This window comes from Mycobacterium shottsii (assembly GCF_010728525.1).
In the GTDB taxonomy this organism is placed as follows: domain Bacteria; phylum Actinomycetota; class Actinomycetes; order Mycobacteriales; family Mycobacteriaceae; genus Mycobacterium; species Mycobacterium marinum.
This window is the reverse complement of record NZ_AP022572.1, coordinates 68,546-82,278: the sequence shown is the minus strand read 5'-3', so window position 1 is coordinate 82,278 and position 13,733 is coordinate 68,546. Positions and strand designations below refer to the sequence as shown.

The window sequence follows — 13,733 nt, the reverse complement described above, 5'->3', positions numbered from 1 at the left end:
CATGTCGACATTCATCGGACAGCTAGTTGGTTTCGCGGCCATCGTTTTTCTGGTGTGGCGTTACGTCGTGCCGCCCGTGCGGCGCATGATGGCAGCCCGCCAGGACACGGTTCGGCAGCAACTGGCAGACGCGGCTACCGCCGCCGAGCGGCTCTTGGCGGCCTCCACCGCGCACAGTAAAGCGGTGGAGGCCGCCAAGGCGGAGGCTGAGCAGGTCGTCGAAGAGGCCAAGGAAGGTGCCAAGCGTATCACGGCGCAGATGCAGACCCAGGCGGGTGTCGAAGCCGAACGGATCAAGGTCCAAGGTTCTCGTCAGGTCGAGCTGCTCCGAACTCAGCTGACCCGTCAGCTGCGCTTGGAGCTGGGCCACGAATCAGTCCGCCAGGCAAGCGAATTGGTGCGCAATTACGTTGCCGACCCGGCGCAGCAGGCGGCCACGGTCGACCGCTTCCTCGACGAGCTCGACGCGATGGCGCCGGCAGCGGCAGAAGTCGAGCGTCCGGTGGCGGCCAAGATGCGGTCGGCCAGTCGGCGGGCGCTGGGCAGCTTGGTCGACAAGGGCGCCGGTTTGGCCAAGGGCCTGGACAATGCGGCACTTTCCGCTCTGGCCAGCGACCTCGTGTCGGTAGCCCAACTGCTACAACGCGAAGTCACCGTCACCCGCTACCTCACGGTGCCAGCCGAAGACGCAGCACCCAGGATTCGGCTGTTGGAGCGGCTGATATCCGGCCAGGTCGGCAATCCCGCGCTGGATGTACTGCGAGCCGCCGTCACGGAGCGGTGGTCGGCAAGCTCCGATCTGATCGACGCCATCGAGCATGTGTCTCGGCAGGCCCTGCTGGAAGTCGCCGAGCGTGACGGACAGGTCGACGAGGTCGAGGACCAGCTGTTCCGGTTCTCCCGCATCTTGGACGCGCAACCGCGCCTCTCCATCTTGCTCGGCGACTATGTGGTTCCGGCCGAGGGCCGAGTTGGATTGCTGCGCAAAGTCCTCGACAGCGCGGGCGACATCAGTCCGATTGCAGTCGCATTGCTGTCCCAGACGGTCGAACTCCTGCGAGGTCAGCCGGCCGAGGACGCCGTGCTGCTGTTGGCCGAGGTGGCCGTGGCTCGACGCGGGGAAGTTGTCGCACAAGTCAGCGCGGCCGCCGAGCTCAGCGATTCGCAGCGCACCCGCGTTACTGAGGTGCTGAGTCGCATCTACGGTCACCCCGTGACCGTGCAGCTCCAAACGGATCCCACGTTGTTGGGGGGTCTGTCGATTGCCGTGGGTGACGAAGTGATCGACGGAACGCTCTCGTCGCGTTTGACCGCTGCCGAGGCTCAGTTGCCTGATTGATGACGAAGCCCGACTGAACACGAACCAGCCAGCACAACCCAAAAGTAGGAAGACAGCAGCCATGGCCGAGTTGACAATCTCCGCTAATGACATTCAGAGCGCGATCGAAGAGTACGTAGGCTCCTTCACCGCGGATACCTCCCGCGAGGAAGTCGGCACCGTTGTCGACGCCGGGGACGGTATCGCGCACGTCGAAGGTTTACCGTCCGTGATGACGCAGGAGCTGCTCGAGTTCCCCGGCGGTGTGCTCGGCGTGGCCCTCAACCTCGACGAACACAGTGTTGGCGCGGTGATCCTGGGTAACTTCGAGAAGATCGAAGAAGGCCAGCAGGTCAAGCGCACCGGCCAGGTGTTGTCGGTTCCCGTCGGCGACGCATTCTTGGGGCGGGTGGTCAACCCGCTCGGACAGCCGATCGATGGCCGGGGAGACATCGAGGCCGAGACGCGGCGGGCCCTCGAGTTGCAAGCACCGTCGGTGGTTCAGCGTCAAAGCGTCAAGGAACCGCTGCAGACCGGCATCAAGGCGATCGACGCCATGACCCCGATCGGCCGCGGTCAGCGTCAGCTGATCATCGGCGACCGCAAGACCGGCAAGACCGCGGTCTGCGTCGACACCATCCTCAACCAGCGCCAGAACTGGGAGACCGGTGATCCCAAGAAGCAGGTGCGCTGCGTATACGTGGCCATCGGGCAGAAGGGCACCACGATCGCTTCGGTGCGGCGCGCCCTGGAAGAGGGCGGCGCGATGGACTACACGACCATCGTCGCGGCCCCCGCGTCGGACTCCGCCGGCTTCAAATGGCTTGCCCCTTACACTGGCTCGGCCGTCGCTCAGCACTGGATGTACGCCGGTAAGCACGTCCTGATCGTCTTCGACGATCTGACTAAGCAGGCCGAGGCATACCGGGCTATCTCGCTGCTGCTGCGCCGTCCGCCTGGCCGTGAGGCATATCCGGGCGACGTGTTCTATCTGCACTCGCGGCTCCTGGAGCGCTGCGCAAAGCTGTCCGACGAACTCGGTGGCGGCTCGTTGACCGGTCTTCCGATCATCGAGACCAAGGCCAACGACATCTCGGCCTACATCCCGACCAACGTCATTTCGATTACGGACGGGCAGTGCTTCCTCGAGACCGATCTGTTCAACCAGGGCGTTCGCCCGGCCATCAACGTCGGCGTCTCGGTGTCCCGAGTCGGTGGTGCGGCACAGATCAAGGCAATGAAAGAGGTGGCGGGAAGCCTCCGTCTGGACCTGTCGCAGTACCGCGAGCTGGAAGCCTTTGCCGCTTTCGCCTCCGACCTTGACGCCACGTCGAAGGCACAGCTGGACCGCGGTGCCCGGCTGGTAGAGCTGCTCAAGCAGCCGCAGTACCAGCCGATGCCCGTCGAAGAGCAGGTCGTTTCCATCTTCCTGGGCACCGGCGGTCACCTGGACTCGGTGCCCGTCGAGGACGTCCGGCGTTTCGAAACCGAACTGCTGGACCACATTCGGGCCTCCGAAGAGACACTGCTGAGCACCATCCGTGACACGCAGAAGCTCACCGAGGAAACTGAGGAAGCACTGACGAAAGTGATCAACCACTTCAAGAAGGGCTTCGCGTCGTCCAGTGGTGAATCCGTGGTCCCCGACGAGCATGTCGAGGCCATGGATGAGGGAGAGCTGGGCAAAGAATCGGTGAAGGTCAAGAAGCCCGCGCCGCAGAAGAAGAAATAGCACACATAGGTATATGAGATGGCTGCCACACTTCGCGAACTGCGCGGACGGATCCGCTCGGCCGGATCGATCAAGAAGATCACCAAGGCTCAGGAGCTGATCGCGACGTCGCGCATCGCCAGGGCGCAGGCTCGACTCGAGTCCGCCCGGCCCTACGCCGACCAGATCACTCAGATGCTCACCACCCTGGCTGCGGACGCCGCTCTCGACCATCCCTTGTTGGTTGAGCACCCGGAGCCGAAGCGGGCGGGGGTTTTGGTGGTGTCCTCTGACCGCGGTCTATGCGGTGCGTACAACGCCAATGTCTTCCGGCGTTCCGAGGAACTCTTCTCACTTCTGCGTGAGGAGGGCAAGCAACCGGTTCTCTATGTTGTGGGCCGCAAGGCGTTGGCTTACTACACATTCCGCAATTGGGACATCGCCCAATCGTGGACGGGTTTCTCCGAGCAGCCGAAGTACGAGAATGCCGCGGAGATCGCTTCCACGCTGGTAGATGCGTTCATGCTGGGCGCTGGCGAAGGCGAGGACTTGCAGTCCGACAACGAGCAGAGCGTTGACGAACTGCACATCGTGTTCACCGAGTTCAAATCGATGCTGTCGCAGTCGACCGAGGCACGCCGGATGGCACCCATGGTCGTGGAGTACGTCGAGGAAACCGGCCCGAGGACGCTCTACTCATTTGAACCGGATGCGACCACGCTGTTCGAGTCTCTTTTGCCGAGGTATCTGACTACCCGCGTGTATGCGGCGATGCTCGAATCTGCGGCATCGGAGCTAGCGTCGCGTCAGCGGGCGATGAAGTCGGCGACCGATAACGCCGACGACCTGATCAAGGCGCTGACACTGATGGCAAACCGGGAGCGCCAGGCCCAGATCACCCAGGAGATTGGCGAAATCGTCGGTGGCGCAAACGCGCTGGCGGACGCTCGCTAGACAGGCCCACGAGGAAGCGAAGAAAGATATGACTGTTACAGCCGAAAAGACTGACAAGTCTGCAAGTTCAGAGACCAGCGGCCGCGTGGTGCGGGTCACCGGGCCGGTCGTCGACGTCGAGTTCCCCCGCGGTTCTGTTCCCGAGCTGTTTAACGCTCTGCATGCGAAGATCGACTTCGGGTCGCTCGCAAAAACCCTCACGTTGGAGGTGGCGCAGCACCTCGGCGACAGCTTGGTGCGCACGATCTCGCTGCAACCCACCGACGGCCTGGTCCGTGGTACGGAGGTCACTGACACGGGCCGACCGATCTCGGTTCCAGTCGGTGAGAGTGTCAAGGGTCACGTTTTCAACGCGCTCGGGGACTGCTTGGACGAACCCGGCTACGGAGAAGACTTCGAGCACTGGTCGATTCACCGCAAGCCGCCGGCCTTCGAGGACCTCGAGCCTCGCACCGAGATGCTCGAGACCGGCCTGAAGGTCGTCGACCTGCTGACTCCATATGTGCGTGGTGGCAAGATCGCGCTGTTCGGCGGTGCCGGCGTGGGCAAGACGGTCCTGATCCAGGAGATGATCAACCGTATCGCTCGTAACTTCGGTGGTACGTCGGTGTTCGCCGGCGTGGGGGAGCGCACCCGTGAGGGCAACGACCTGTGGGTCGAGCTCCAGGAAGCCAACGTGCTCAAGGACACCGCGCTGGTGTTCGGCCAGATGGACGAGCCGCCCGGCACCCGTATGCGCGTTGCGCTGTCCGCGCTGACCATGGCGGAGTGGTTCCGCGATGAGGCCGGCCAGGACGTGCTGCTGTTCATCGACAACATCTTCCGGTTCACCCAGGCCGGCTCGGAGGTGTCCACACTGCTGGGCCGCATGCCGTCAGCCGTGGGTTACCAGCCCACGCTGGCTGACGAGATGGGCGAGCTGCAGGAGCGAATCACTTCGACGCGGGGACGCTCGATTACGTCGATGCAGGCCGTCTATGTGCCCGCCGACGACTACACCGACCCGGCGCCGGCCACCACGTTCGCGCACCTGGACGCCACCACCGAGCTCTCGCGTGCGGTGTTCTCCAAGGGCATCTTCCCCGCGGTGGACCCGCTGGCATCCAGCTCGACCATCCTGGACCCCGGTGTGGTTGGTGACGAGCACTATCGGGTGGCGCAGGAAGTCATCCGAATCCTGCAGCGCTACAAGGACCTTCAGGACATCATTGCGATTCTGGGTATCGACGAGCTGTCCGAAGAGGACAAGCAGCTGGTCAACCGGGCCCGCCGGATCGAGCGGTTCCTGTCCCAGAACATGATGGCGGCCGAGCAGTTCACTGGTCAGCCGGGTTCGACGGTGCCGGTCAAGGAGACCATCGAGGCGTTTGACCGGTTGTGCAAGGGCGAGTTCGACCACGTGCCTGAGCAGGCGTTCTTCCTCATCGGTGGGCTGGACGACTTGGCTAAGAAGGCCGAGAGCCTCGGCGCCAAACTGTAGTGGCTGGTCTCCTGCTAAGTCGAAAGGTGGTGTGACATGGCCGAATTGAACGTCGAGATCGTTGCTGTCGATCGGAAGATCTGGTCGGGCGCGGGAACGTTTCTTTTCACCCGCACTACCGTCGGTGAGATCGGAATTCTCCCGAACCATATCCCGTTGGTGGCCCAGTTGGTCGACGACGCGATGGTGCGCGTTGAACGCGATGGCGACAAGGATCTGCGGATCGCAGTGGACGGTGGCTTCATGTCGGTGACGGACGCCGGGGTCAGCATTCTGGCTGAATCCGCGGAGTTCGAGTCCGAGATCGATGAGGCTGTGGCGAGGCAGGACTCCGAATCCGACGATCCCCGTACCGCCGCCAGGGGTCGCGCTAGATTGCGCGCCGTCGGCGCGATCGACTAACAGCCCGGTGAGCGCGCCCATGGTCGGCATGGTCGTGCTGGTTGTCCTGTTGGGTATGGCGGTGCTTGCGCTGAGCTACCGGTTATGGAAGCTGCGCCAGGGCGGCACCGCCGGGATCATGCGTGATATCCCGGCTATCGGAGGACACGGGTGGCGTCACGGCGTCATCCGCTACCGCGGCGGCGAGGCGCGGTTCTACCGCTTGTCGAGTTTGCGCTTATGGCCAGATCGGCGGCTCAGCCGACGAGGTGTCGAGATCATCGCTCGGCGGGGACCCCGCGGCGACGAGTACGACATCATGACCGACAAGATCGTGGTTCTCGAACTGCGCGACAGCACCCAGGACCGCAGACCCGGCTCCGAACTCGCGCTCGATCAGGGTGCGTTGACCGCATTTCTGTCTTGGCTCGAGTCTCGTCCTTCGCCTCGTGCCCAAAAGCGGAGCCGCTGACGGCTCTCGTTCGCGCGGTGAGCAGCGGCCCGAACAGTGGCTGCTCGACGCACCTGTCGGCAGTTGCTGTTGGAGCGCTTAGCTTCTGATCTATCCGGCGCTGGGCCTATTGCCGCCCGGTCGCCACAGCACATCGCCGTCCGGGTTGGCGACTCGCGCCAGAATAAACAGCAGATCCGAGAGCCGGTTCAGATATTTCGCGGGCAGCGCACTGACGCCTTCGGGGTCCGCTTCGACAGCGGCCCAGGCCGACCTCTCAGCCCGCCGTGCGACTGTGCGGGCGACGTGCAGCAGTGCGGACAAAGGCGAACCACCCGGCAGCACAAACGAATTCAAGGCGGGCAGGGTCTCGTTATATTTGTCACACCAGCCCTCGAGCCGTTCGACGTAGGCCTCGGTGATGCGCAGCGTAGCGTGCTCCGGCTGGTCATGGAAGCGTTTCAGCGGTGTCGACAGGTCCGCTCCGGCGTCGAACAAGTCGTTTTGGAGCTGCCGCAACACGTCGGCGAGTTGTGGATCGGGGCTGCCCATCGCGACTGCAACGCCGATCGCGGAGTTGGCTTCGTCACAGTCTGCGTAGGCCACCAGGCGCGGATCGTTCTTGGAAACCCTGGAGAAGTCACTCAATCCTGTCGTTCCGTCGTCGCCGGTCCGGGTGTAGATACGGGTCAGATGGATCGCCATGATCAAACGGTACCCGGATGACTTACCTGGTTGACTGACAAGCTGATAGCGCTTCACTAGACTGACGCGGGTGGCGGAGCGATTCGTGGTCACCGGTGGGAACCGGTTGTCAGGCGAAGTCGCTGTTGGGGGCGCTAAAAACAGTGTGCTCAAGCTCATGGCAGCGACGCTGCTGGCCGAGGGAACCAGCACAATCACCAACTGCCCCGACATCCTCGATGTGCCGCTGATGGCAGAGGTGTTGCGCGGGCTCGGCGCCACCGTCGAACTCGACGGAGATGTGGCCCGCATTACCTCGCCCGACGAGCCGAAATATGACGCAGACTTCGCGGCAGTGCGGCAGTTTCGGGCTTCCGTATGTGTGCTCGGACCCCTGGTCGGACGATGTAAACGGGCCAAGGTTGCGCTGCCGGGCGGAGATGCGATCGGGTCCCGGCCGTTGGACATGCACCAGGCTGGCCTGCGTCAACTGGGCGCGCAGTGCAATATCGAGCATGGGTGTGTGGTGGCCCAGGCAGACACCCTGCGCGGCGCGGAGATTCAGCTGGAATTCCCCTCGGTCGGGGCTACGGAGAACATCTTGATGGCCGCGGTGGTCGCCGAGGGCGTGACGACCATCCACAATGCGGCACGCGAGCCCGATGTGGTTGACCTTTGCACGATGCTTAATCAGATGGGGGCGCAGATCGAGGGTGCCGGCTCGCCGACGATGACGATTACCGGCGTTCCCCGGTTACACCCGACCGAGCACCGCGTGATTGGCGACCGCATCGTCGCCGCTACCTGGGGTATCGCTGCGGCGATGACCCGTGGCGACATCACCGTGACGGGTATCGATCCATCGCATCTGCAGCTGGTTTTGCACAAGTTGTACGACACCGGTGCCACCGTTACGCAGACCGACGACAGTTTTCGCATCGTGCAGTACGAGCGGCCCAAGGCTGTCAATGTCGCGACCTTGCCGTTTCCGGGGTTTCCGACCGATTTGCAGCCAATGGCGATCGCACTGGCGTCGATCGCCTACGGCACGTCGATGATCACCGAGAACGTGTTCGAGGCCAGGTTCCGATTCGTCGAAGAGATGATCAGGCTGGGAGCGGATGCCCGCACCGACGGACACCATGCCGTAGTGCGTGGTCTGCCTCAGTTGTCGAGCGCTCCAGTCTGGTGTTCCGACATCCGCGCCGGCGCCGGTTTGGTGTTGGCGGGCTTGGTCGCTGACGGCGAGACCGAGGTTCACGACGTGTTCCACATCGACCGTGGCTACCCACTTTTCGTCGATTACCTGGGGATTTTGGGAGCGGAGATTGAGCGGGTACAGTAGCCAAGGCCAAGCTCGAAGGCGCGGGCTTCACTGAGAAGATCGAAAATCCGAGTTTGACTTTCCTGCCGGATCTGTATTATCCTGGCAGGGTTGCCCCGAAGAGGGGCGAGTGCGAGTAAAAAATGTTGTTTGAGAACTCAATAGTGTGTTTGGTGTTATGTTTTGTTGTAGTTTTTTTGGACTACATCTTATCACCCCCGTGTGAGGGAGTAGTCGTTTTTTTAGACGCCAGTTTATTGGCGTCTTGTCAGGGATCTCTGATTGTGAATTCACCTCTTTATCGAGGGGCTTTTGTTTGGAGAGTTTGATCCTGGCTCAGGACGAACGCTGGCGGCGTGCTTAACACATGCAAGTCGAACGGAAAGGTCTCCTCGGAGATACTCGAGTGGCGAACGGGTGAGTAACACGTGGGCGATCTGCCCTGCACTTCGGGATAAGCCTGGGAAACTGGGTCTAATACCGGATAGGACCACGGGATTCATGTCCTGTGGTGGAAAGCTTTTGCGGTGTGGGATGAGCCCGCGGCCTATCAGCTTGTTGGTGGGGTAACGGCCTACCAAGGCGACGACGGGTAGCCGGCCTGAGAGGGTGTCCGGCCACACTGGGACTGAGATACGGCCCAGACTCCTACGGGAGGCAGCAGTGGGGAATATTGCACAATGGGCGCAAGCCTGATGCAGCGACGCCGCGTGGGGGATGACGGCCTTCGGGTTGTAAACCTCTTTCACCATCGACGAAGGTTCGGGTTTTCTCGGATTGACGGTAGGTGGAGAAGAAGCACCGGCCAACTACGTGCCAGCAGCCGCGGTAATACGTAGGGTGCGAGCGTTGTCCGGAATTACTGGGCGTAAAGAGCTCGTAGGTGGTTTGTCGCGTTGTTCGTGAAATCTCACGGCTTAACTGTGAGCGTGCGGGCGATACGGGCAGACTAGAGTACTGCAGGGGAGACTGGAATTCCTGGTGTAGCGGTGGAATGCGCAGATATCAGGAGGAACACCGGTGGCGAAGGCGGGTCTCTGGGCAGTAACTGACGCTGAGGAGCGAAAGCGTGGGGAGCGAACAGGATTAGATACCCTGGTAGTCCACGCCGTAAACGGTGGGTACTAGGTGTGGGTTTCCTTCCTTGGGATCCGTGCCGTAGCTAACGCATTAAGTACCCCGCCTGGGGAGTACGGCCGCAAGGCTAAAACTCAAAGGAATTGACGGGGGCCCGCACAAGCGGCGGAGCATGTGGATTAATTCGATGCAACGCGAAGAACCTTACCTGGGTTTGACATGCACAGGACGCGTCTAGAGATAGGCGTTCCCTTGTGGCCTGTGTGCAGGTGGTGCATGGCTGTCGTCAGCTCGTGTCGTGAGATGTTGGGTTAAGTCCCGCAACGAGCGCAACCCTTGTCTCATGTTGCCAGCACGTAATGGTGGGGACTCGTGAGAGACTGCCGGGGTCAACTCGGAGGAAGGTGGGGATGACGTCAAGTCATCATGCCCCTTATGTCCAGGGCTTCACACATGCTACAATGGCCGGTACAAAGGGCTGCGATGCCGCGAGGTTAAGCGAATCCTTTAAAGCCGGTCTCAGTTCGGATCGGGGTCTGCAACTCGACCCCGTGAAGTCGGAGTCGCTAGTAATCGCAGATCAGCAACGCTGCGGTGAATACGTTCCCGGGCCTTGTACACACCGCCCGTCACGTCATGAAAGTCGGTAACACCCGAAGCCAGTGGCTTAACCCTTTGGGAGGGAGCTGTCGAAGGTGGGATCGGCGATTGGGACGAAGTCGTAACAAGGTAGCCGTACCGGAAGGTGCGGCTGGATCACCTCCTTTCTAAGGAGCACCACGATAAACACTCCAATTGGTGGGGTGTAAGCCGTGAGGGGTTCTCGTCTGTAGTGGACGGAAGCCGGGTGCACAACAACAAGCAAGCCAGACACACTATTGGGTCCTGAGGCAACATCTCTGCTGGTTTCGGGATGTTGTCCCACCATCTTGGTGGTGGGGTGTGGTGTTTGAGAATTGGATAGTGGTTGCGAGCATCAATTGGATGCGCTGCCTTTTGGTGGCGTGTTCTGTTGTGCAATTTTATTCTTTGGTTTTTGTGTTTATAAGTGTTTAAGGGCGCATGGTGGATGCCTTGGCATCGAGAGCCGATGAAGGACGTGGGAGGCTGCGATATGCCTCGGGGAGCTGTCAACCTAGCGTGGATCCGAGGATTTCCGAATGGGGAAACCCAGCACGAGTGATGTCGTGTTACCCGCACCTGAATATATAGGGTGCGGGGGGGAACGCGGGGAAGTGAAACATCTCAGTACCCGTAGGAAAAGAAAACAATTGTGATTCCGTAAGTAGTGGCGAGCGAACGCGGAAAACGGCGAAACCGCACGCATGTTTAACCGGGTAGGGGTTGTGTGTGCGGGGTTGTGGGAATGATATGTCTCAGCTCTACCTGGCTGAGAGGCAGTCAGAAAGTGCCGCAGTTAACGGAAATGGCCTGGGATGGTCTGCCGTAGACGGTGAGAGCCCGGTACGTGAAAACCCGGCGCCTGCCTAGTATCAACTCCCGAGTAGCAGCGGGCCCGTGGAATCTGCTGTGAATCTGCCGGGACCACCCGGTAAGCCTAAATACTACTCGATGACCGATAGCGGATTAGTACCGTGAGGGAATGGTGAAAAGTACCCCGGGAGGGGAGTGAAAGAGTACCTGAAACCGTGCGCCTACAATCCGTCAGAGCCTCCTCGTGGGGTGATGGCGTGCCTTTTGAAGAATGAGCCTGCGAGTCAGGGACATGTCGCGAGGTTAACCCGAGTGGGGTAGCCGCAGCGAAAGCGAGTCTGAATAGGGCGTATCCCCGTAAGGGGTGTAGTGGCATGTTCTGGACCCGAAGCGGAGTGATCTACCCATGGCCAGGGTGAAGCGCGGGTAAGACCGCGTGGAGGCCCGAACCCACTTAGGTTGAAGACTGAGGGGATGAGCTGTGGGTAGGGGTGAAAGGCCAATCAAACTCCGTGATAGCTGGTTCTCCCCGAAATGCATTTAGGTGCAGCGTTGCGTGTTTCACCACGGAGGTAGAGCTACTGGATGGCCGATGGGCCCTACTAGGTTACTGACGTCAGCCAAACTCCGAATGCCGTGGTGTGAAGCGTGGCAGTGAGACGGCGGGGGATAAGCTCCGTACGTCGAGAGGGAAACAGCCCAGATCGCCGGCTAAGGCCCCAAAGCGTGTGCTAAGTGGAAAAGGATGTGCAGTCGCAGAGACAACCAGGAGGTTGGCTTAGAAGCAGCCACCCTTGAAAGAGTGCGTAATAGCTCACTGGTCAAGTGATCGTGCGCCGATAATGTAGCGGGGCTCAAGCACACCGCCGAAGCCGCGACAACCGCAAGGTTGGGTAGGGGAGCGTCCCTCATTCAGCGAAGCTGCCGGGTAACCGGTGGTGGAGGATGGGGGAGTGAGAATGCAGGCATGAGTAGCGATAAGGCAAGTGAGAACCTTGCCCGCCGAAAGACCAAGGGTTCCTGGGCCAGGCCAGTCCGCCCAGGGTGAGTCGGGACCTAAGGCGAGGCCGACAGGCGTAGTCGATGGACAACGGGTTGATATTCCCGTACCCGTGTGTGCGCGCCCGTGATGAATCAGCGGTACTAACCACCCAAAACCGGATCGATCATTCCCCTTCGGGGGCGTGGAGTTCGGGGGCTGCGTGGAACCTTCGTTGGTACTAGTCAAGCGACGGGGTGACGCAGGAAGGCAGCCGTACCAGTCAGTGGTAATACTGGGGCAAGCCCGTAGGGAGAGCGATAGGCAAATCCGTCGCTCATTAATCCTGAGAGGTGATGCATAGCCGATTGAGGCGAATTCGGTCATCCTCTGCTGCCAAGAAAAGCCTCTAGCGAGCACACACACGGCCCGTACCCCAAACCAACACAGGTGGTCAGGTAGAGAATACCAAGGCGTACGAGATAACTATGGTTAAGGAACTCGGCAAAATGCCCCCGTAACTTCGGGAGAAGGGGGACCGGAATACCGTGAACACCCTTGCGGTGGGAGCGGGATTCGGTCGCAGAAACCAGTGGGGAGCGACTGTTTACTAAAAACACAGGTCCGTGCGAAGTCGCAAGACGATGTATACGGACTGACGCCTGCCCGGTGCTGGAAGGTTAAGAGGACCCGTTAACTCGTAAGGGTGAAGCGGAGAATTTAAGCCCCAGTAAACGGCGGTGGTAACTATAACCATCCTAAGGTAGCGAAATTCCTTGTCGGGTAAGTTCCGACCTGCACGAATGGCGTAACGACTCCCCAACTGTCTCAACCATAGGCTCGGCGAAATTGCACTACGAGTAAAGATGCTCGTTACGCGCGGCAGGACGAAAAGACCCCGGGACCTTCACTACAACTTGGTATTGGTGTTCGGTTCGGTTTGTGTAGGATAGGTGGGAGACTGTGAAACTCCAACGCCAGTTGGGGCGGAGTCATTGTTGAAATACCACTCTGATCGTATTGGACACCTAACGTCGAACCCTGAATCGGGTTCACGGACATTGCCTGGCGGGTAGTTTAACTGGGGCGGTTGCCTCCTAAAATGTAACGGAGGCGCCCAAAGGTTCCCTCAACCTGGACGGCAATCAGGTGACGAGTGTAAGTGCACAAGGGAGCTTGACTGCGAGACCTACAAGTCAAGCAGGGACGAAAGTCGGGACTAGTGATCCGGCACCTCTGAGTGGAAGGGGTGTCGCTCAACGGATAAAAGGTACCCCGGGGATAACAGGCTGATCTTCCCCAAGAGTCCATATCGACGGGATGGTTTGGCACCTCGATGTCGGCTCGTCGCATCCTGGGGCTGGAGCAGGTCCCAAGGGTTGGGCTGTTCGCCCATTAAAGCGGCACGCGAGCTGGGTTTAGAACGTCGTGAGACAGTTCGGTCTCTATCCGCCGCGCGCGTCAGAAACTTGAGGAAACCTGTCCCTAGTACGAGAGGACCGGGACGGACGAACCTCTGGTACACCAGTTGTCCCACCAGGGGCACCGCTGGATAGCCACGTTCGAAAAGGATAACCGCTGAAAGCATCTAAGCGGGAAACCTTCTCCAAGATCAGGTTTCTCACCCACTTGGTGGGATAAGGCCCCCCGCAGACGACGGGTTCGATAGGTCAGACCTGGAAGCACAGTAATGTGTGAAGGGAACTGGCACTAACCGGCCGAAAACTTACCAACACAAAAACGCCTCGCAACCACATATCCATGTTCTTAGACAATTACTGTCGAAGAACACCACACCCCCCATCAGCACAAATTTAAATAGAGTTACGGCGGCCACAGCGACAGGGAAACGCCCGGTCCCATTCCGAACCCGGAAGCTAAGCCTGTCAGCGCCGATGATACTGCCCAGCTCGGGTGGAAAAGTAGGACACCGCCGAACA

8 protein-coding genes and 3 rRNA genes are annotated in these 13,733 nt (G+C 60.4%); 10 read left to right on the top strand and 1 reads right to left on the bottom strand.

Going from position 1 to position 13,733, the window contains the following annotated elements; all coding sequences use genetic code 11:
- Window position 1: 1 nt before the first annotated feature.
- The 6 genes from G6N41_RS00355 (at window position 2) to G6N41_RS00330 (ending at window position 6,316) form a co-directional block, all read left to right on the top strand.
- Window positions 2–1,339, top strand: a complete 1,338-nt coding sequence (locus tag G6N41_RS00355) for a F0F1 ATP synthase subunit B/delta (protein WP_198966272.1) — start codon at window positions 2–4, stop codon at window positions 1,337–1,339.
- A 61-nt stretch (window positions 1,340–1,400) separates the two neighbouring features.
- Entirely contained in the window at window positions 1,401–3,050 is a 1,650-nt protein-coding gene (atpA, locus tag G6N41_RS00350) for a F0F1 ATP synthase subunit alpha (protein ID WP_198966271.1), read from the top strand.
- A gap of 18 nt (window positions 3,051–3,068) precedes the next feature.
- Window positions 3,069–3,983 (top strand): F0F1 ATP synthase subunit gamma, encoded by a 915-nt coding sequence (locus tag G6N41_RS00345; RefSeq protein WP_198966270.1) that lies wholly within the window; start codon window positions 3,069–3,071, stop codon window positions 3,981–3,983.
- Window positions 3,984–4,011: 28 nt separating this feature from the next.
- Window positions 4,012–5,463 carry a F0F1 ATP synthase subunit beta gene (atpD, locus tag G6N41_RS00340; RefSeq protein WP_011741624.1) on the top strand — a complete coding sequence of 484 codons (1,452 nt, stop codon included), beginning with the start codon at window positions 4,012–4,014 and terminating at the stop codon, window positions 5,461–5,463.
- 36 nt (window positions 5,464–5,499) lie between these two features.
- Entirely contained in the window at window positions 5,500–5,865 is a 366-nt protein-coding gene (locus tag G6N41_RS00335) for a F0F1 ATP synthase subunit epsilon (protein ID WP_012395670.1), read from the top strand.
- Window positions 5,866–5,872: 7 nt separating this feature from the next.
- A complete protein-coding gene (locus tag G6N41_RS00330; RefSeq protein ID WP_011741622.1) occupies window positions 5,873–6,316 on the top strand; it encodes a DUF2550 domain-containing protein in 444 nt (147 codons plus the stop codon).
- A gap of 90 nt (window positions 6,317–6,406) precedes the next feature.
- Here the strand turns inward: G6N41_RS00330 and G6N41_RS00325 are convergent, their stop codons facing one another.
- The gene (locus G6N41_RS00325) at window positions 6,407–7,000 is read right to left on the bottom strand and encodes a cob(I)yrinic acid a,c-diamide adenosyltransferase (RefSeq protein ID WP_198967659.1); all 594 of its coding nucleotides are present in this window, start codon (window positions 6,998–7,000) and stop codon (window positions 6,407–6,409) included.
- A gap of 70 nt (window positions 7,001–7,070) precedes the next feature.
- On the opposite strand from G6N41_RS00325, the gene murA reads away from it, so the two are divergent.
- The 4 genes from murA to rrf all read left to right on the top strand — a co-directional run bounded on the left by murA (window position 7,071) and on the right by rrf (window position 13,732).
- Entirely contained in the window at window positions 7,071–8,324 is a 1,254-nt protein-coding gene (gene murA / locus G6N41_RS00320) for a UDP-N-acetylglucosamine 1-carboxyvinyltransferase (RefSeq protein WP_198966269.1), read from the top strand.
- A gap of 292 nt (window positions 8,325–8,616) precedes the next feature.
- Window positions 8,617–10,147, top strand: a 16S ribosomal RNA gene (locus tag G6N41_RS00315).
- Window positions 10,148–10,422: 275 nt separating this feature from the next.
- Window positions 10,423–13,527, top strand: a 23S ribosomal RNA gene (locus tag G6N41_RS00310).
- Between the two features lie 91 nt (window positions 13,528–13,618).
- Window positions 13,619–13,732 (top strand): 5S ribosomal RNA (gene rrf / locus G6N41_RS00305).
- Together the 16S, 23S and 5S rRNA genes form the textbook arrangement of a ribosomal RNA operon.
- The last annotated feature ends 1 nt before the right edge of the window (window position 13,733 follow it).

Bases quoted from the DNA above. Each gene is read 5' to 3' on its own strand.
- atpD (WP_011741624.1), top strand. From the start codon at position 4,012: ATGACTGTTACAGCCGAAAAGACTGACAAGTCTGCAAGTTCAGAGACC.
- G6N41_RS00335 (WP_012395670.1), top strand. From the start codon at position 5,500: ATGGCCGAATTGAACGTCGAGATCGTTGCTGTCGATCGGAAGATCTGG.
- G6N41_RS00325 (WP_198967659.1), bottom strand. From the start codon at position 7,000: ATGGCGATCCATCTGACCCGTATCTACACCCGGACCGGCGACGACGGA.
- G6N41_RS00355 (WP_198966272.1), top strand. From the start codon at position 2: ATGTCGACATTCATCGGACAGCTAGTTGGTTTCGCGGCCATCGTTTTT.
- atpA (WP_198966271.1), top strand. From the start codon at position 1,401: ATGGCCGAGTTGACAATCTCCGCTAATGACATTCAGAGCGCGATCGAA.
- G6N41_RS00345 (WP_198966270.1), top strand. From the start codon at position 3,069: ATGGCTGCCACACTTCGCGAACTGCGCGGACGGATCCGCTCGGCCGGA.